Here is an 18,617-nt window from a genome sequence, read left to right on the forward strand (position 1 = left end):
TTGATCAGCCCGGAATCTTCAGGGCGGGATCGATGGACTGAAGCTGGATCGCCACAATCTTGCGGATACGTTCCAGAGCCTGTTCATCGTCGGCTTCAAAGCGCAGGGTCAGTGCGGCGCCCGTATTGGACGCGCGCACCAGCCCCCAGCCGTCGGCGAATTCGATGCGCAGGCCATCGATGGTATTGAGATCGGCATCGCCAAAGTGCCCTTGTTCGCGCAGCTTGTCGATGAGGCCAAATTTCCTCTGCTCGGGTACCGGCAGCAGAATTTCCGGGGTGTTGACCATCTGTGGCAGGGAGTCGAGCAGCTCGTCGAGGGACTGTTCGCGCAGGGCCATGATTTCCAGCACCCGCGCCGCGGCGTAGATGCCGTCGTCGAAGCCGTACCAGCGATCCTTGATAAAGATGTGCCCGGAGAGCTCGCCACCGAGCAGCGCGCCGGTCTCGAGCATTTTTTCTTTCATCGGCGCGTGGCCGGTTTTCCACATCACCGGGCGACCACCGTACTGGGTGACGAGATCTGCCAGCGCGCGGGTGCTCTTCACATCGAACACGATATCCGAGCCCGGGTTGCGCGCGAGGATATCCCGCGCCAGCAGCATCACCAGTTGATCTGCCCATACGATCCGGCCGCTGGCGGTAACCAGGGTGACGCGATCGCCGTCGCCGTCGAGCGCGATGCCCAGGTCGGCGCCCTCGCCTTTGACCGCGGTGATCAGATCCTGCAGGTTCTCCGGCCGCGATGGGTCCGGCGCGTGATTGGGGAAGTTGCCATCTACTTCGCAGTAGAGGGTTTCCACTTCACAGCCCAGTTGTTCAAACAGTTCCGGGGCGAGCTCGGAGGTGGCGCCGTTGCCGGCGTCGATGACGATACGCGGCTGGCCCGCGAGCGCCACGTCGTTGAAGATCTCGTCGATGTAGGTTTCGCTAATATCCTGGCGGCTGTTGCTGGCCTCGCCGCTGGCGAACTTGCCGGACTGCATCAGCGTGCGCAATTTCTGCAGGCGATTGTCTGCCAGCGGGCGGCCGTTCATCACGATCTTGAAGCCGTTGTACTCAGCGGGGTTGTGGCTTGCCGTTACCATCACACCGCTGTTGGCATTTTTGCCCCGTGCGCAGGCGAAATAGAGTAACGGCGACGGCACCAGCCCCAGGTCCACGGCGTTACAGCCGCTCTCCAGAATGCCCTCGATCAGGCAGTCCCGCAGCAGCTCACTGCTGTTGCGTCCATCGCGCCCTACCAGCAGCAGTTTTTCCCCGGCTTGCAGTGCAATGGTGCCCAGCGCGCGGCCCAGCTGATAGGCAAAGGGCTCGTTGATTTCCTCCCCGGCAATGCCGCGGATATCGTACGCGCGGAACACATGTGCGGGGATTTCGGTGCTGGGTGTGCGCATCAACGCACCGGTTGCAGGAGCCTGCTTCGCAGGTGCGGCGGGTGCGGGTGCCGGCGCGGCGGCGACCGCAGCCAGGTGGTCATCGCTGGCCGGGGGCGGCGCATGCAGGTCTTCTTTGCGCAGGCCTTTTTTGGCTGGCGCGCGACCGCTGCGCGTAGATTTCTCCCAGGGGGCGGCATCGCCTTCGGCGGGAACCAGGGTGCGCAGCGCGAACAGGGTTGCGAGCAGCCCGATCAGCGCCGCTGCGTAAATCCAGTAGGCCGCGATACTGTGATCCCCGGCAAAGGCTGTGGACGGGGTAAACACCAGCTGCAGATAGGAGCCGGCGATGGGTGCGCTGACCGCATCTCCACCGGCAGCGCTGCCGGGAGACTGCCAAAGTCCGCGCGCGGGGCCGTCCGGGAACTGTTGCATGATCTGGAAACTGCCCGGATTCTGGTCGAGCTGGTCCAGGGCGCGCTGGAATACGCTGAATGGCTGGCTGATCAGCAGTGCGCCGTCGCTTTCCGCGCGGGCGCTGTACAGTTGCCACTGCTTGTCGCTGCCGCGCAGGAATTCAGGTTTTGGCTGCCCGTCTTCACGGCTGCGCTTCAGCAGGTCGACCAGCGCGAAATCCAGTGGCGGATTACCGGTACCCACCTGCAGTTGATCGGGCGTAAAAAACTGTATTGAAGCCTGCGTCAGCGTGCGGCTCGGGGTGCCGGTTGCGGATTTTCGGACACTCTTCAGGTCATCGAGCTTTTGCTGGCGTGCACTGAAAAAATCCCCAAGCTGCTGCGCATAGCCGTCCGCCAGTTGCTGCGCGGCGCTGCGCACGCTGTCGGCATTGTGTCCCTGGATAACATTGGTCATCAGCAGGTGCGCACCACCCAGCCACACCGCCGCTGCCAGCAGTGCGGGCAGCGTCAGGCCGCTGTGCCACAGGGGTTTTGTTTGCGATTGAATATGTGAAGCCACGACTTGTGCAGTCTCCCAGTCTTCCCAGACCAGCCCCCGGACCGGTTCAGTATTGTCTGAATCTTGTGTGTTGTTGTTTCTTGTTCGGCTTTTATAAGCGCTAAATATTGCTGGCGGGGAAAGCCCGCGCCGCGATCAGTGCAACCAGTTGCGTTGCCAGTTCAGATTTCAGTGCCGCCGGCAATGGCTGCTCACCATCGCGATCGATAACCGTCACCTGATTGCGATCACTGTTGAAGCCCCCTGCAGGATCGCTCACATCGTTGGCGATGATCATGTCCAGATTCTTGCGCGCCAGCTTGCCCTTGGCGTGCTCGGCCACCTTTTCGGTTTCCGCGGCAAAGCCGACTACAAACGGGCGCTTGTGCTCGCGTCCGGCAATGGCGGCGACGATGTCCGGGTTTTTCACCAGCTGCAGCACATCGCTGTCATTGCCATCTTCTTTCTTGATCTTCTGCGCGGCGACCACTGCCGGGCGGAAGTCCACCACCGCAGCGGCGGCGATAAACAGGTCGCAGTTGTCTGCGGCGGTTTCCGCAGCCCGATGCATATCCTCGGTACTGACCACATCCACGCGCGTGACCCCGGCGGGGGTATCGAGGCGCACCGGTCCGGCAATCAGCGTGACGTCAGCGCCGGCGCGCGCGGCGGCAGCGGCAATGGCAAAGCCCATCTTGCCGGAACTGTGGTTGCTCAGGTAGCGCACCGGATCCAGTGCCTCGCGGGTGGGGCCGGCGGTGATGGTGACCTTCTTGCCTGCCAGCACCGGTTCCGGGGCGATGGTATTGATCAGCCCCTCGACGATATCCAGCGGCTCGAGCATACGCCCGGGGCCCACGTCGCCGCAGGCCTGGCTACCGGCATCCGGGCCAAGCAGCGTGGCGCCGCGATCGCGCAGGGTTTGCGCGTTGTCCTGGGTCGCGCTGTTGCGCCACATCGCCTGGTTCATAGCCGGGGCCAGCACCAGGGGTGCCTCGCTGGCCAGGCACAGGGTCGTCAGCAGATCGTCGGCCATGCCCGCGGCGAGCTTGGCCATCACACTGGCACTGGCGGGGGCGATCAGGATTACGTCCGCCCATTTGGCCAGCTCGATATGCCCCATTGCGGCCTCGGCAGCCGGGTCCAGCAGGTCGGTATGCACCGGGTTACCGGACAGTGCCTGGAAAGTGAGCGGCTGTACGAACGCGCGGGCACCAGCGCTCATGACCACGCGCACGGTGGCGCCGCGATCCTGGAGCCTGCGTACCAGGTCGGCGCTTTTATAGGCGGCGATGCCGCCGGTAACACCGAGCAGTATCCGTTTATCGGCCAGAGAGGGCATATTCTGTGGTTCCGGAACTCTGAGAACGCGTAAGATTACCATTTTAGCGCCTGTGGCAATACGGCCCATGGGCAGCAGTAATTAGCGCGCAATGGAAGCGAGCATTCACTTTGACTATGTGGTTCTGCCCAGGGAGGGGATATGGCGATTACGGATTGGCCGGCAGAGGAGCGGCCGCGGGAAAAGCTGCTGGCCAGGGGCGCGCAGGCGTTGTCCGATGCCGAGCTGCTGGCAATCTTCCTGCGCACCGGCCTGCCCGGGGTTTCCGCGGTGGATCTGGCGCGCCAGTTGCTGGCGGATTTTGGCGGCCTGCGACCATTGCTGGAGGCCGATCGCAAGGCATTCTGTGCGGGCAAGGGGCTCGGCGATGCGAAGTTTGTGCAGCTGCAGGCGGTGCTGGAGATGGGCCGTCGTCACCTGGCGGAAGGCCTGCAGCGCTCGGATGCCCTCACCAGTCCCCAGGCGGTGCGCGACTATTTATCCGCGCAATTGCGCCACCGCACCCGCGAGGTCTTCTGTTGCCTGTTCCTGGACAGTCAGCACCGGGTGATTGCCTATGAAGAGCTGTTTGAGGGCACCCTGAACGCGGCCAGCGTGTATCCGCGGGAGGTGGTGCAGGCGGCGCTGGCCAAAGGCGCAGCGGCTGTGATCCTTGCCCACAACCACCCTTCCGGGGTCAGCGAGCCCAGCCAGGCGGATATCCACATCACCGGCCGGCTGAAGGACGCCCTGGCGCTGGTGGATATCCGGGTGCTGGACCATCTGATTGTCGGTGAAGGGGGTGGTTGTTCCTTCGCCGAGCGAGGACTGCTTTAATCCGGGCTGCTGGTGCAGGTGGGTGTAGCGGGCGCGGTGGCGGCCAAGTGCCGGGGCGGGCTTTCGAAATCGCTGTGAACCCATCCCTGGGCGCTCCGGCGGCGACTTCCTGTCGCCGACGGTTTCGAAAGCCCGCCCCGGCACCTGACCTTCTCATCGCGGTTCTAGCCCCCGCGGCCTGCTTTCGGGCGCCATCAAGTTGGTTTTTCCGCCCTTGACCCAAAGTGGCCGCCCAGACAGCAAAAAAACTGGTCAAAACTTGCCCCACCCAGGGTGTTCTGGTATAAAACGCCGCTCTTTGCGGCCGGGCCAGATTCTGTACAGATCCCGCGGTCGCGCTGGATACCGAATTTAGTCCCTGCCCCGCCCCCGAGCTGAGGGCACGAGAGTTATTGAAGAGGCCAATCAGATGTCTAAGGTATGTCAGGTAACCGGCAAGCGCCCGGTAACCGGAAACAACGTTTCTCACGCCAAAAACCGCACCAAGCGTCGCTTCGTGCCGAACCTGCAGTCACACCGTTTCTGGGTGGAAGCAGAGAAGCGCTTCGTTAAACTGCGTGTTTCTACTAAAGGTATGCGCATTATCGATAAGAAAGGTATCGATACCGTACTGGCAGAGCTGCGCAAGCGCGGCGAGAAAGTTTAATTACTGCTTAACCGCAGATTGGAGACAGAACAATGCGTGACAAGATTCGCCTGAATTCCAGCGCCGGCACCGGCCACTTCTACACCACTGACAAGAACAAGCGCAACATGCCTGAGAAAATGGAGATCAAAAAATACGATCCCGTTGTTCGCAAGCACGTTATGTACAAGGAAGGCAAAATCAAGTAATTGATTGCCTTGCTAGTTCGCAAAAAAGCCCGGTTTTCCGGGCTTTTTTGTGTCTGGAAAAAACTACTGTACGTCGACGCTAAGGCTTCGATAGTGTCTCCCCTTTGCCAGACCTTCAAAAACAGGATGTTTTTGCAGAGCCCCCATGGATGGGTTCACGGCGTGTCTGGCGAAGGGGAGACACTAGCGGAGCCGCCACTCAATCAGCTAGTGGCGCCCCGGAACCTATTAAGATGCCTGAACTACCAGAAGTAGAAACCACCAAACGCGGACTGGCCCCCCACCTGGAAGGCCGCAAGGTAAAGCTGTGCGAAATCCGCCAGCACAGCCTGCGCTGGCCCGTGGACGCGGATTTTGCGGAGAAGATCCAGGGCGCCCGTATCCAGCGCCTGGACCGACGCGCCAAATACCTGCTGGTGGAAACCGACAAGGGCCTCGCGATCTGGCACCTGGGCATGTCCGGTAGCCTGCGTATCGTCGATGGCAAACTGCCTCCGGAGAAACACGACCACATCGACTGGCTGCTCGACAGCGGCCAACGCCTGCGTTTCCACGACCCCCGCCGCTTCGGTGCGCTACTGTGGACCACCGAAGCCATCGCCAACCACGAACTCATCGCCCACCTGGGCCCGGAGCCCCTGAGCGATGACTTTCACGCGGACTACCTGTTCAGCCGCTCCCGCGGTCGCAAGGCCCCAGTGAAAACCTTCATCATGGGTGGTCGCATCGTCGTCGGTGTCGGCAACATCTACGCCAGCGAAGCCCTGTTTATGGCCGGCATCCGTCCACAGACCCCGGCCGGAAAAATCTCCCGGCCCCGTTACGAAAAGCTGGTGGAAGCCATCAAAACCGTCCTCGGCAACGCTATCCAACAGGGCGGCACCACCTTGCGGGACTTTGTCGGCGGCGACGGCAAGCCCGGCTACTTCGCCCAGCAACTGAACGCATACGGCCGCGCCGGCCAGCCCTGCCCACGCTGCCCCGGCACCATCCGCGAGCAGATTATCGGCCAGCGCAACACCTTCTTCTGCCCTCGTTGTCAGCGTTAAATGCTCCAACAGCACCGCGACAAGGGTGGGGCGAAAGGTGAAGCTTCAGTACCAGTTAAGGCGGGTTCCCTGGGACCCGAAATGATTCGCGTGATTCATCCTGAAGCCGTCAGTATAAAATCGCCCAACCTATTTCATTCATTAAACCGCAATGGAAATGTTATGCAGTTTTTGAAAGGTATCGCAGTGACCCTGCTGTGTTTAGTTTCGTCAAGTGTGCTGTCTGTCGAGTGTCCGGTGTCTACCGCGCCCAGAGCAATCTTTTCTGAATTGGAGCAACTCGCGAATGAGCGTTTCGAGCCAGATCACGGGAAATATAGTGCAACCTTCAGGAACGGTGACAGTGTTACCGCCCGATTTGATCTGTGTGGATTGGGCATTAGTGCGAGCTACTTGATTGAAGGTGACGCTGAAAATTTGTCAGAAAAAATCAGCTTGTTACTGACACACGTGATTCCTGAGAAAAATTCGGCCAGTGATCTAGCTGCTCGAGTGGTCAGTTATTCCAAGGAAAATTTCCAGCGGGGGCTTACCTTGCAAGGTGTCAATGGTGATCACTGGGTTCAGATCAAAGAATCTCCTAGCCCCTTGTATTCTGGAATTATCCACTATCGTTGGATTCCGCCAGAGTACTGAGGAGATGGTGATGACATTATCTAAATTAATCGGTACTGCTGCGTTGCAATTTATCGCCCTCATGGGTTGCGTAGAAGAGAGCCGTGCAACAGGTGCCGAAGAACAAGCTAAAATAACCAGAAGTGCGCTGAAAACAAAGCTCAAAAGTAAGGGGGATATTTTATCTATCGGAGCAGGTTCTTCTGGAAGTATAAAAGCGAGCTACATATTTACCTCGGAACCAACTAAAGAGCGACTCGCCAATCGAATCGTTGAAATGATGCGAGAGTTAGGAATAAACAAAGAATTTATTCAGAAAATCAGAGGGCGACTAAAAGGGAATCGTGCTCTCGGTAAAAAAGAATTTTCTTTGCAGCTTACTGATATGGACGGAGTCGTGTATCGATTTGAATTTTTCAGTGATACTGAAAACCAGTTCTTCGTTATTAATTACTCTTCGCCATAAAATGTATTCAAAGCGAGAAAGCAGCTGATATTTAGCTAGCGGTTGGGCTTTGCATGACAAATAATTTCCGAAGGGCATGAATCAGGGGGGATGGGATACCCTGATGGACTAAATGTCCTTTTCCACGTCGTTTTCTAGCAATTGGGATTTCTGCTGGCGTCACTCTAAGTTTGAGTCCGATATTCCAATCGGTCTCCTGCATATGGTCATGATGTTGCCTTTTCTCACTGCACTGATCTCCGCGTGGTACTGCTGGCGCGGCGGTCGTCGTGCTGCCATGGGGTGGTGGGCGGTTACTGCGGTCATCTATGTGGCCTGGTGCTTCTACCATATGACCGACCCGCTGAAGATCTCCCTGTAGGAGGTACGTTGTGGCGAATACTACCTCTGGCGCTGTACATGGCCTCGGTCGTTGGTCCGATTGCCTCAATGCCCTCGGCTTGTTAGGTATCAGCGGTATCCTCTGGTTCGCATTTGCCTGGCAGATATTCCTGCACGAACTACCCTGCCCCCTGTGCCTGCTGCAGCGAGTGGCCTTTGTCATGGTCGGGCTCGGCTTGCTGCTGAATGTGTGTTTTGGCAGCCGCCCCGCGCACTATGGCATTGCGATTGTGTCTGCACTGGCTGGCATGGTGTCGTCTGCGCGACAGGTGTTGCTGCATATCGCACCGGGTGATCCTGGCTACGGCTCGCCGTTTCTGGGAATGCATTTTTACACCTGGGCACTGGTGGCTTTTTTTGCGCTCGCCCTGTACCTGGGTGGTCTGCTGATGATCGACGGGATGAAGCTGAAAGAAGCCGCGGATACACCGCGGAAAGCCGGTTGGCTGGGAAGGCTGGCGGGGATCAGCTTTCTGTTGGTTCTGGTAATGAATGTCCTGTCGACACTGGCCGAGTGCGGCGTGGGTGCCTGTCCCGACAATCCCACCGATTATCTGTGGTTGCCGGGATAAATCATCACACCGTAGCAATCACCCTGAGGCTGATCGCTTTTTTCCGGTTTTCTAGCGTCCCAGCGCGCTGCCTTCACGGCGGGGGTCGGCGCCGCCGTGGAGTTTCCCATCCATCAGCGCGATGGCGTGGATGCCGCTGTTCAGTTCTTTCTGCACTACCTTGTGGCCCATGGCTTCCAGCTTTGCGATATCCGGCGCGGAGATCGTATCGGGCTCCACTTCCAGTCGGTAACCGATAGCAGCGATGTTGCCCGCGTCGATGGCTTCGGCGATGGGGATTCCTTTGCCCAGGTGGTAGAGGATGGTGCGCGCGGTGTAGTCGATAATACGCGAGCCGCCAGGGGAGCCCACCAGTAACCGCAGGCTGCCGTCTTTATTGAATACGATGGTGGGAGACATAGACGACCGCGGACGCTTGCCAGGCTGCACGCGATTGGCCACCAGCTCTTTTTCCGCGTTGGTGGGCACGAAGGAAAAGTCGGTGAGCTGGTTGTTGAGCAGGAATCCTTTGACCAGCAGGCGTGAACCGAACCCGGTCTCGATACTGGTGGTCATGCTCACGCCGTTGCCGTACTTGTCCATGATGGACAGGTGGCTGGTGTTAGGCATTTCCGGCGATTTCGCCTTGATCCGGGCGCCGGAAAATTCTCCCGGGACACCCGGTCGCGCTGGCTGTGCGGTTTTCAGGTTGATCAGTTTGGCCCGCTGCGCCAGATAGTGCGGTGCGACCATCGCATTGGTGGGGACTTCGACAAAGTCGCTATCCGCGCTGTAGGTATTGCGGTCGGCAAACGCCAGCTCCGAGGCTTCGGTAAACAGGTGGGTGAGTTCGGCGCTGCCCGCATCAAAATCGTCGATGGGGGTATGTTGCAGCATGCCGAGGATGGCCCCCACGGTGGTGCCGCCGGAAGACGGCGCCGCGGCACCGCACACCCGGTAAACCAGGAATTTACTGCATACCGGCTCGCGCACCTTTGCCTGATAATCGGCCATGTCCTTACGGGTCATAACGCCGGGATTTTCCGGATCGTTGCGCACCGCATCGACAATGGCCGCGGCAATCTCACCTTGATAGAAGGGCGCCACACCCTCTTCGGCCAGGGTGCGCAGGGTTTGCGCGTAATCGGGGTTTTTCAGCAGATGCCCGACCGCGAGCGGTTCGCCATCGGCGTCGAAGAAGTAATCGCGGATCGCCGGGCGCACCGCTACCCGCGGCATGCGCACCAGCAGCTCGCGCAGGCGCGGTGACACTTCAAATCCCTGTTCGGCGAGGCTGATCGCGGGCTGGAACAGGTCTTTCCACGGCAGTTTGCCGTCGCGCTTGTGGGCCAGTTCCAGCATGCGCATGACCCCAGGCACCCCTACCGAGTTACCGCCGATCACCGCTTCGAAAAATCCGCGCGGCTTGCCGTCGCGCATGAAATAGTTTTCGTCCACCGCCATGGGCGCGGTTTCGCGGCCGTCGTAATAGTGGAGATCTTTCTGGTCGGCGCGGTAGCTCAGCATAAAGGCGCCGCCGCCGATGCCGGAGGACTGCGGCTCCACCAGGCCCAGCACCAGCTGTGCGGCAATGGCGGCGTCTACCGCGGTGCCGCCGCGGGCGAGGATCTGCTCGGCGGCAGCAGAGGCGTGGGGGTTGGCGGTGACTGCCATATATTCCGCGGCGCTGGCGGACTTGATTTCCGATCGCCCGGTGGCGAATTCAGGCTGTACCTCCGGTTGCGCATCCTGTCCGGCATAGGCGGAAGACGCGGCCACCGCGGTGGCGGAGGTCAGGGAGGCAGAGAGGATGAGACGAGCTACTGAGTAACGCAGAAATCTGTTCACAGGGCGATCCGGTTGCCAAATTTGCAGGGATCGCCCGAGTGTACCAGACAGTCAGTGACTGAAGCAGATCAGGGAGTCTGCTTGCTGTACTTTTCCTGCAGGGCTTTCTGCACGCCTGGGGGCACGAACTTGGTGACGTCGCCACCGAGGGAGGCGATTTCGCGCACCAGGGAAGACGAGATGTACGAGAGATGTTCCGCCGGTGTCAGGAACAGGCTTTCCATCTGCGGCGCCAGCTGACGGTTCATGTTGGCGAGCTGGAATTCGTACTCGAAGTCGGACACCGCGCGCAGGCCGCGCACCACACCGTAGGCGTCAAGCTGGCGCACCAGGTCGGCGAGCAGGATGTCGAAGCCGATCACCTCAATGTTCTTCAGGTGGGACAGTTCCTGTTGGGCCAGTTCAACCCGCTCTTCCATGGTGAACAGCGGATTCTTACGGGTGCTGGCGGCAACGGCGACCACCACGTGATCGAACAGGCGGCAGGCCCGTTCCACGAGGTCCATATGACCATTGGTAATGGGGTCGAAAGTACCCGGGTAAACCACTTTTTTCATAAGCCAATTCGCCTTGCCGGCCGGAAACGGACGCGCATGTTAAACAATTTAGGCCCTGCTCTCAAAAAGTCCTGCAAAAGTGCGCCAAACTGGAGTGAATATGGGGGATTCAGCGGACAAATAATCGCATGCAGACCTGCCCAGCGTGCTTTTCCTTCTCCAGTTGCCAGTCTGCCGGAGCCTCGATCAGGGTGTTTCGAGGGGATTCCACATAGATCAGGGTGCCCTCGCCGATACACCCCGCCTCCACCAGGCCGCTGAGCGCACTTTGCCACAGGTCGTTGGCAAACGGGGGATCGATAAAGATCACGTCGTAGGGGGCGGCCGGCTGGCTGAGGAATACCTCCGCCGGACAGTTGTGCACCCGTCCCCCCTCGGCCTGCAACAGGTCCAGCTGCTGGCGCAGGGTCTGTGCGGCACCCCGGTCCAGCTCCACGAAGTCCACGGTCTCGGCGCCGCGGCTCAGGGCCTCGAGCCCGAGTGCGCCGGAACCGGCAAACAGGTCCAGGCAGCGGGCGCCGGGCAGGTGAAACTGCAGCCAGTTGAACAGGGTCTCGCGCAGGCGATCGCCGGTGGGGCGCAGGCCGTCGATGGGGGCGAAGGCGACTTTGCGCCCGCGCCAGCGGCCGCCGATGATGCGCAACTGCGAGGACGAGGCCGTTTTTGACTGGTCACTGGTGCGGGGTCTGCGGTTTCTGGGCATTCGGTATCCGGGTGATGGGGAAAATTAAGCGGGGCATCACTGTGTGCTAAACAGTCAGCGGTGCTAAGATTAGCGCCTTTCTGCCACCGGCCGCCAGCGGCTGTTGGTGACCCTGTCATCCAAGTTTCCAGTCAAAGAATTCACACCCGATGATTTTTGATTTCCTGCGCAAGAAGAAGCCCGAGGCTGAAGAGTCCACAGAAGAGAAGGTGGATAACCCCCTGGCACCGGAATCGCCAGAGCCTGAGGCGGAGCCAGAATTCGAGATCCCGGATAACCTGCTGGCGGATACCGCGGAGGCCGAGGGCGCTGCGGAGACTGCCCCTGCGCAGGTAGAGGTCGAACCGGAGGAGACTGCGGAAAAGGCTGAAGCGGATAAGGCTGAAGAAAAACTGTCGGTAGAGGAAGCGCCGGAGGCGGCGTTTGACGCAACTGCCGAGGTTGCCGCTGCCACAGATACTCCGGCGGAGCCCGCACCCCAGCCAACCCCACAGGAAAAGCCCAAGAAAGAGGGCTTCTTTGCGCGTATCCGCCGCGGCCTGGCGCGCACCAGCAGCCAGTTTGCCGAGGGCATGGGCAACCTGTTCCTGGGCGCCAAGGAAATCGACGAAGATCTGATGGAGGAGCTGGAGACCCAGCTGTTGATGGCGGATGTGGGCGTGGATGCCACCACCGAGATCATCGACCGCCTCACCGATCGCGTGTCCCGCCGGGAGCTGTCCAATGGTGAAGCGCTTTACACGGCGCTGCAGGAAGAGCTGGCCGGCCTGCTGGACAAGGTGGAGGCACCGCTGGATATCGATACTGCCAGGCAGCCATTCGTGATTCTGGTGGTGGGCGTCAACGGTGTGGGCAAGACCACTACCATCGGCAAGCTGGCGCACCGCTATCTGAACGAGGGCAAGTCTGTGATGCTGGCTGCGGGGGATACTTTCCGCGCGGCGGCGGTGGAGCAGCTGCAGGTTTGGGGACAGCGCCACAATGTGCCGGTGGTGGCCCAGCACACCGGTGCCGACAGTGCCTCGGTTATTTTTGATGCGATCCAGTCCGCCCAGTCCCGCGGTGTGGATGTGGTGATTGCGGATACCGCCGGGCGTCTGCACAACAAGTCGAACCTGATGGAGGAGTTGTCCAAGGTGCGCCGGGTGATGGGCAAGCTGGACGATTCCGCGCCCCACGAGGTGCTGTTGGTGCTTGACGCGGGTACTGGTCAGAATGCGCTTTCCCAGGCGGAGACCTTCCGCGATTCGGCCGGGGTGACCGGTCTGGTACTGACCAAGCTGGACGGCACTGCCAAGGGTGGGGTGATTTTCGCGCTGGCGCAGAAGCTGGGGATTCCGGTACGCTTTATCGGCGTTGGGGAGCAGGCGGAAGACCTGCAGCCTTTTGTGGCTAAAGACTTTGTGGCGGCGCTGTTTAATCGGGCTCAGGGCTGATTAACCGGGCGCAGGGCTAATTAGCCGAAAGCTGGGCTGAATTGCCCCGGCTTTTTAGGTTTATGAACTCGGACGCGAAGGTGACGATGCCGGGTGCCCCCTTGTGAGACCGTATGCGGCCTGGATGGCCGCATCCGAGCCCCCAGGGATGGGTTTACGGCGTGTCTCACAAGGGGGCACCCGGTAGCGGCACCGCCACAGGGGCCTGAAAAATGCTTGTGCATTCTCCCCAGAACTAAAACAACAAAAATGCGCTCATGATCCAATTCGATAACGTCAACAAACGCTACGAGTCCGGCCAGGATGCGCTGGGGCGTGTCAGTCTGGAGATCGATCGCGCGGAGATGGTTTTCCTTACCGGCCATTCCGGCGCCGGCAAAAGTACCCTGCTGAAACTCCTCACGGCCATCGAGCGCCCGACCCGCGGCAGCATTATTGTCGGCGGGCAGAACCTGAACCGGTTGCGCAACGGCCAGATCCCCTTCTATCGCCGCAATCTCGGCATCGTCTTTCAGAACCACCAGCTGCTGTTTGATCGCAGTGTGTTCGACAACGTCGCTCTGCCGCTGTCGGTCTCCGGCTGCAGCAAGCGCGAGGTGGGGCGCCGGGTGCGTGCGGCGCTGGACAAGGTCGGGTTGCTGCACAAGGAAAAACAGAACCCCATCGTGCTCTCCGGTGGTGAACAGCAGCGGGTGGGGATTGCGCGCGCGGTGGTGAACAAGCCCGCGCTGCTGGTGGCGGACGAGCCCACCGGTAACCTGGACCCGAAGCTGTCGGAAGAAATCATGCAGCTGTTTCGGCAGTTCAACGCGGTGGGTACCACGGTGCTGATCGCGAGCCACGATCTCGAGCTGATTGCACGTATGCGCCAGCGGGTGCTGACCCTGCAGCAGGGGCAACTCATTTACGACGGATACCCGAGCCGTGAACCAGCGTACTAAACCCTCTCCCCCGGCTACCGAACGCGCCCGCTCCGCCGGCGCGGTGACTGCGCGCACTGGCGCCGGCGACCGCTTCAGCAGCTGGCTGGATCATCACCGCGAGATGTGGCGGGAGTCCTGGGTGCGCTTTTTTGCTTCGCCCATGTCCAGTGGCATGACGGCGCTGGTGATCGCGATCGCGCTGGCATTGCCCGCGGCACTGCAGCTGGGGCTGGCCAATTTCCAGAAGGCGGTGGCTGGCTGGGACGGGCAGCCGCAGATTTCGGTGTTCCTGCACAAGCGCGCGAAGGACAGCGCGGTGACTGCCTACGCGGACGATCTGCGTGGGGATCCGCTGGTGGCGGAGGTGACTTACATTTCCCCGGAGCAGGCGCTGGCGGAGTTCCAGCAGGCGTCCGGGCTCGGTGATGCGCTGGCAGGTATGGACAGCAATCCGCTGCCGGCGGTGCTGCTGGTGCGGCCTTCGGGGTCGGATAGCGCCGGGCTCGAGACGCTGGCGGAGCGCTTGCGGGAGAGCGCGCTGACCGATTCCGTGGTGCTGGATATGGCCTGGGTACAGCGCTTGTCGCAGTTGACCGAGCTGGGCCGGCGCATGAGTCTGGGGCTGGCGTTTCTGCTGGCGCTGGGGGTGTTGCTGGTGGTGGTGAACAGTATCCGCCTGCACATTGAGAATCGTCGCCAGGAGATTCTGGTGGTGAAGCTTGTGGGGGCGACGGACGCATTTGTGCGGCGTCCCTTCCTGTACACCGGGCTGGTGTACGGCCTGGTGGGCGGTCTGATTGCCTGGTTACTGGTGAGTGTCGGTGTGTGGCTACTGACGGGGCCGGTGAGCGGGCTGGCGAACCTGTACGGCAGCGGTTTCCAGCTCGATGGACCGGGCATTACCTATCTGATCGGCCTGGCCGGCGGTGCCGCCCTGCTGGGGCTGACCGGTGCCTGGCTGGCGGTGGCGCGACATATTTCGGCGATCCAGCCGCGGTAAGTATCTCCGTGAGCCCGTTAACGCCGCCTTTGCCGCAAAATCCATGTTTTTGACGCGGCTTACCTCGCATATCGATCGCATGACCTCGCGGTCAGTCAAGATTCGTAAAGCCGCCTTCCCGCGTGGAACTTCCCCTGTGGATAACCGCTCTAACCTCCCGTATATCAAGGCCTGGCGCGGTATGTCGGGCAATCGCGGGCGGGGTTCCATTTCCCGTTGCGAGTGCTACACTGTGGCCAACTTTGCTCTCCCGGTGCCGCTCAAAAGCTGATCAGCTCAGGGCTGGAGGAGCAAGCCGCCGCAAACTACTGGTCCCGGTAAGAAATAGTCCGGGCAGCAAGTGCCAAGCGGGGCAACAAGAGTTACGAGGAGAATCCTGAATGGGAACCAATCTGCAGCCGATCCATACACTGTCCCCGGGCGCCAATCTGAACGCCTATATCCAGACAGTAAGTGGCTTCGAGGTGCTCTCCGCCGAGGAAGAAAAGAAGCTCGCGGAAGATCTCTACTACCACGAAAACCTTGAGGCAGCCCGTCAGCTGGTTATGTCTCACCTGCGTTTTGTGGTGCATATCGCCAAATCCTACTCCGGTTACGGTCTGAACCAGGGCGACCTGATTCAGGAAGGTAACGTGGGCTTGATGAAGGCGGTGAAGCGTTTCAACCCTGAGAAGGGTGTGCGTCTGGTGTCTTTTGCGGTGCACTGGATCAAGGCGGAGATTCACGAGTTTATTCTGCGCAACTGGCGTATCGTGAAGATCGCGACCACCAAGGCGCAGCGCAAGCTGTTCTTCAACCTGCGCGGCCAGAAGAAGAAGCTGGCGTGGCTGACTAGTGATGAAGCCAAGCGGGTTGCTGCTGAGCTGAATGTGGATGTGCAGCATGTGCACGACATGGAAGGCCGTCTGTCGGCCCACGATGCGGCGTTTGACGCGGGCGTGGACGACGACGAAGACTCCGCGTGGCAGGCACCGGCACACTACCTGGAAGACCGCCGTTACGATCCGGCCACCATGCTGGAAAACGATAACTGGCAGGAGACCAGCGTAAACAACCTGACCTCCGCCATGGAGCAACTGGACGACCGCAGCCGCGATATCATCGAGGCGCGCTGGTTGAGCGAGAGCAAGTCCACGCTGCATGAGCTGGCGGACAAATACGGTGTTTCTGCTGAGCGTATTCGCCAGCTCGAAAAGAACGCCATGAAAAAAGTCCGGGTGGCGATGGAGGCCTGATACGCCAACAGATTCAACCGGATTCAAGAACCGCGCTACTGGCGCGGTTTTTTCGTATGTGGTCCCGGGCTTCTGTGGTATTTGCTTTGGAGCTGGTTCGGTGGCGGGGAGGCACCGGGTGCTGCTTTTTGAAACCGCTGTGAATACATCCATGTACGCTGCGTCGGCGACATCCCTGTCGCCGACGCTTTCAAAAAGCAGCACCCGGCACCTCCCCTTCGATTTGATCTCTGTACTTCGTAAGCTCGAAAGAAAGGCATAACGATGGCTAAATTGTATCTATTGCTCGCCGCATTTTTTGGCGGCACTGGCGTGATCCTTGGTGCATTCGGTGCTCACGGTCTGCGCAACAAAGTCGCGGAAAATCTGCTGGAAACCTATAAAACCGGTGTGCACTACCAGATGATTCACGCCCTGGCGCTTATTGCTGTGGCTATCCTGATTCATCAGATCGGTGCAAAAACTTCACTGATCGTAAGTGGCGCGCTGTTTTCCATCGGCATTTTGCTTTTCTCCGGTAGCCTCTACGGCCTGACATTTGGTGGTCCGAGAATACTGGGCCCGATCACACCACTGGGTGGCACTCTGTTGATCGGCGGCTGGATATCACTGTTTATCACGGCACTTAATTACTCAAAATAACCACCAACATAGGGTGGTAAAAACTTAGAAGCATGATTCGAAGGCCAAGTGCCGGGTATGGGGTTTCAGAAGCGTCGGCGACAGGGACGTCGCCGACGCAGCGTACAGGGATGTATTTACAGCGGTTCTGAAACCCCATACCCGGTGCTTGGCCGCCACAGCACAAGCCACGAAGCACCGAAGAACAGTGCTCCGGGCCTAGAGGTAAAAGATGCAAGAAGAACCCAACAACGAACAAGGTAACGAGGAAGAAGACTTCCCCTACCGCACCGAATTCAAAAAGAAATCCATCCGCAGCTACGTGATTCGCGGTGGGCGGATGACGGAAGGCCAGCGCAAAGCGTTCGATACTTACTGGGGGCCGTTTGGTCTCTCTCTGTACGATGGTGGTATCGAGCCGCAAGAAATCTTCGGTCGCGAAGCGCCCGTCGTTCTCGAAATCGGCTTTGGCATGGGTGACTCCCTGCTGGAAATGGCCACCGCCGAACAGGACAAAGATTTTATTGGCATCGAAGTCCATCCTCCCGGTGTCGGTCGCCTGATCAACAACGCCGGTAAAGCCGAAATCAAAAACCTGCGTGTGTACATGGCCGACGCGATCGATGTATTGCACGACTGTATCCCGGACGCCAGCCTCGATCGCTTCCAGCTGTACTTCCCGGATCCCTGGCACAAAAAGAAACACAACAAACGCCGCATCGTACAGCCCAGCTTTGTGAAGCTTCTGTGCAGCAAGCTGAAGCCCGGCGGCCTGATGCACATGGCAACCGACTGGGAAAACTATGCCGAGCAGATGCTGGAAGTACTCGAGGCGGAAGACATGCTCGAGAACACCGCCGGCAAAGGCAACTATGCCCCGCGTCCCGAATTCCGCCCGCAGACCAAATTCGAGCGCCGTGGCGAGCGCCTCGGCCACGGCGTGTGGGATCTGCTTTATAAAAGAAAATAAAATGCCAACCGGTCGGGTGTCCTGCCACAAGGTCACCCGGTCCACTGTGCTATCTTCACACTACCGCCGGTAAACGGAAGCTCCGGAGTAACAATGACAACAAGACCCACTGCCGCACGCAAAAACCTGCGTCATTCCCTGTCCAGAATAGTACTCGGTACCTGCCTCGCGCTGCTCAGCGCGCAGACCCTGGCCGACCGCGAAGGCACCCTCAATCTCTACCTGAATGGCGGTCAGTACTGGTTCGATAAAGACCGTCTCTCAGGCACGCCCTATTTCGGCGATGAGCTGGAAGACAGCAGCGGCGGCGGCATCGGTTTTGGCTACAACGTTACCGATCGCTGGGTGGTCGAAGGGGTCTACGATTACTTCAGCGTCAATCTGAAGGATTCCTACGAGGACGTGACTGTCGAGAATTACCACCTCGACCTGATGTACCAGTTTGCCGGACGTTTTTGTGGCAACTTCGACTGGCAGCCCTACGTGGTAGTTGGCGCCGGTGAATTGCGCGTGAACGAGGATACCTACGGCTATCCGTACAACTGGCACGAGCGCCAGACCATGGTCAACTTCGGCGCCGGTATCAAATACCGCCTCGGTCCGCGCTGGCAGTTGCGCGGCGACGCGCGCGGATTCCAGGGCGTGGAAGAAGGCGGGTTGGACAGTTTTCTGAGCCTTGCCATCGGCTACCAGTGGGGTTCCGATCCGGTGGTGTACGACCGCGATGGCGACGGAGTATTCAGCGATGTGGACGAATGCCCGCAGACCCCGCCGGGCATCGATGTAGACTTCCGCGGCTGTCCCATGGACAGCGATGGCGATGGCGTGCCTGACTATCTTGACCAGTGTCCGACGACGCCCATGGGTATGGCGGTGAATGAGGACGGTTGTCAGCGCGAGCCCTACGACCCCGCTGACTTCGCCAAATAGGAGTGTGC

Annotated in this window: 20 protein-coding genes; 15 read left to right on the forward strand and 5 right to left on the reverse strand. The window is 59.8% G+C overall.

Going from position 1 to position 18,617, the window contains the following annotated elements; genetic code table 11:
• Positions 1 to 4: 4 nt before the first annotated feature.
• A complete protein-coding gene (locus HUW35_RS07055) occupies positions 5 to 2,353 on the reverse strand; it encodes a phosphomannomutase/phosphoglucomutase (protein WP_181254889.1) in 2,349 nt (782 codons plus the stop codon).
• A 100-nt stretch (positions 2,354 to 2,453) separates the two neighbouring features.
• Entirely contained in the window at positions 2,454 to 3,674 is a 1,221-nt protein-coding gene (gene coaBC / locus HUW35_RS07060; protein ID WP_181254890.1) for a bifunctional phosphopantothenoylcysteine decarboxylase/phosphopantothenate--cysteine ligase CoaBC, read from the reverse strand.
• Between the two features lie 141 nt (positions 3,675 to 3,815).
• Here coaBC and radC point away from each other — a divergent pair, with 141 nt between their 5' ends.
• From radC to HUW35_RS07100, 8 genes are all read left to right on the forward strand, one after another.
• A complete protein-coding gene (gene radC / locus HUW35_RS07065; RefSeq protein ID WP_181254891.1) occupies positions 3,816 to 4,490 on the forward strand; it encodes a DNA repair protein RadC in 675 nt (224 codons plus the stop codon).
• 409 nt (positions 4,491 to 4,899) lie between these two features.
• Complete coding sequence (gene rpmB, locus HUW35_RS07070) at positions 4,900 to 5,136, forward strand: 50S ribosomal protein L28 (protein WP_010132080.1); 237 nt, start codon at positions 4,900 to 4,902, stop codon at positions 5,134 to 5,136.
• Positions 5,137 to 5,168: 32 nt separating this feature from the next.
• On the forward strand, positions 5,169 to 5,324 hold the full coding sequence (gene rpmG, locus HUW35_RS07075; RefSeq protein ID WP_066960071.1) for a 50S ribosomal protein L33: 156 nt from the start codon (positions 5,169 to 5,171) through the stop codon (positions 5,322 to 5,324).
• Positions 5,325 to 5,557: 233 nt separating this feature from the next.
• On the forward strand, positions 5,558 to 6,373 hold the full coding sequence (mutM, locus tag HUW35_RS07080; protein ID WP_181254892.1) for a bifunctional DNA-formamidopyrimidine glycosylase/DNA-(apurinic or apyrimidinic site) lyase: 816 nt from the start codon (positions 5,558 to 5,560) through the stop codon (positions 6,371 to 6,373).
• Positions 6,374 to 7,009, forward strand: coding sequence for a hypothetical protein (locus HUW35_RS07085; RefSeq protein ID WP_181254893.1), 636 nt, complete (start codon positions 6,374 to 6,376; stop codon positions 7,007 to 7,009).
• Between the two features lie 10 nt (positions 7,010 to 7,019).
• Complete coding sequence (locus HUW35_RS07090) at positions 7,020 to 7,454, forward strand: hypothetical protein (protein WP_181254894.1); 435 nt, start codon at positions 7,020 to 7,022, stop codon at positions 7,452 to 7,454.
• Positions 7,455 to 7,662: 208 nt separating this feature from the next.
• Complete coding sequence (locus tag HUW35_RS07095) at positions 7,663 to 7,815, forward strand: DUF5993 family protein (protein WP_181255799.1); 153 nt, start codon at positions 7,663 to 7,665, stop codon at positions 7,813 to 7,815.
• A 10-nt stretch (positions 7,816 to 7,825) separates the two neighbouring features.
• Positions 7,826 to 8,407 carry a disulfide bond formation protein B gene (locus tag HUW35_RS07100; protein ID WP_181254895.1) on the forward strand — a complete coding sequence of 194 codons (582 nt, stop codon included), beginning with the start codon at positions 7,826 to 7,828 and terminating at the stop codon, positions 8,405 to 8,407.
• A gap of 51 nt (positions 8,408 to 8,458) precedes the next feature.
• On the opposite strand, the gene ggt is transcribed toward HUW35_RS07100, so the two are convergent.
• From ggt to rsmD, 3 genes are all read right to left on the reverse strand, one after another.
• The gene (gene ggt / locus HUW35_RS07105) at positions 8,459 to 10,234 is read right to left on the reverse strand and encodes a gamma-glutamyltransferase (RefSeq protein WP_255463536.1); all 1,776 of its coding nucleotides are present in this window, start codon (positions 10,232 to 10,234) and stop codon (positions 8,459 to 8,461) included.
• A 68-nt stretch (positions 10,235 to 10,302) separates the two neighbouring features.
• Positions 10,303 to 10,791: a pantetheine-phosphate adenylyltransferase gene (gene coaD / locus HUW35_RS07110; RefSeq protein ID WP_181254896.1), complete on the reverse strand. Its 489-nt coding sequence runs from the start codon at positions 10,789 to 10,791 to the stop codon at positions 10,303 to 10,305.
• Between the two features lie 109 nt (positions 10,792 to 10,900).
• Positions 10,901 to 11,494, reverse strand: coding sequence for a 16S rRNA (guanine(966)-N(2))-methyltransferase RsmD (gene rsmD / locus HUW35_RS07115; RefSeq protein WP_181254897.1), 594 nt, complete (start codon positions 11,492 to 11,494; stop codon positions 10,901 to 10,903).
• 149 nt (positions 11,495 to 11,643) lie between these two features.
• Here rsmD and ftsY point away from each other — a divergent pair, with 149 nt between their 5' ends.
• The 7 genes from ftsY (at position 11,644) to HUW35_RS07150 (ending at position 18,609) form a co-directional block, all read left to right on the forward strand.
• Positions 11,644 to 12,930: a signal recognition particle-docking protein FtsY gene (ftsY, locus tag HUW35_RS07120; protein WP_181254898.1), complete on the forward strand. Its 1,287-nt coding sequence runs from the start codon at positions 11,644 to 11,646 to the stop codon at positions 12,928 to 12,930.
• 257 nt (positions 12,931 to 13,187) lie between these two features.
• Entirely contained in the window at positions 13,188 to 13,871 is a 684-nt protein-coding gene (ftsE, locus tag HUW35_RS07125) for a cell division ATP-binding protein FtsE (RefSeq protein WP_078082713.1), read from the forward strand.
• Positions 13,855 to 14,853 (forward strand): permease-like cell division protein FtsX, encoded by a 999-nt coding sequence (gene ftsX / locus HUW35_RS07130; RefSeq protein WP_181254899.1) that lies wholly within the window; start codon positions 13,855 to 13,857, stop codon positions 14,851 to 14,853. Before ftsE ends, ftsX begins: the two co-directional genes overlap by 17 nt.
• A 380-nt stretch (positions 14,854 to 15,233) precedes the next feature.
• A complete protein-coding gene (gene rpoH / locus HUW35_RS07135) occupies positions 15,234 to 16,088 on the forward strand; it encodes an RNA polymerase sigma factor RpoH (RefSeq protein ID WP_078082715.1) in 855 nt (284 codons plus the stop codon).
• 264 nt (positions 16,089 to 16,352) lie between these two features.
• Complete coding sequence (locus tag HUW35_RS07140) at positions 16,353 to 16,730, forward strand: DUF423 domain-containing protein (protein WP_181254900.1); 378 nt, start codon at positions 16,353 to 16,355, stop codon at positions 16,728 to 16,730.
• 211 nt (positions 16,731 to 16,941) lie between these two features.
• A complete protein-coding gene (trmB, locus tag HUW35_RS07145; RefSeq protein WP_181254901.1) occupies positions 16,942 to 17,679 on the forward strand; it encodes a tRNA (guanosine(46)-N7)-methyltransferase TrmB in 738 nt (245 codons plus the stop codon).
• 93 nt (positions 17,680 to 17,772) lie between these two features.
• Positions 17,773 to 18,609, forward strand: coding sequence for an outer membrane beta-barrel protein (locus HUW35_RS07150; protein ID WP_181254902.1), 837 nt, complete (start codon positions 17,773 to 17,775; stop codon positions 18,607 to 18,609).
• Positions 18,610 to 18,617 lie beyond the last annotated feature (8 nt).

This window comes from Microbulbifer sp. YPW1, from assembly GCF_013367775.1.
Classification (GTDB): Bacteria; Pseudomonadota; Gammaproteobacteria; order Pseudomonadales; family Cellvibrionaceae; genus Microbulbifer.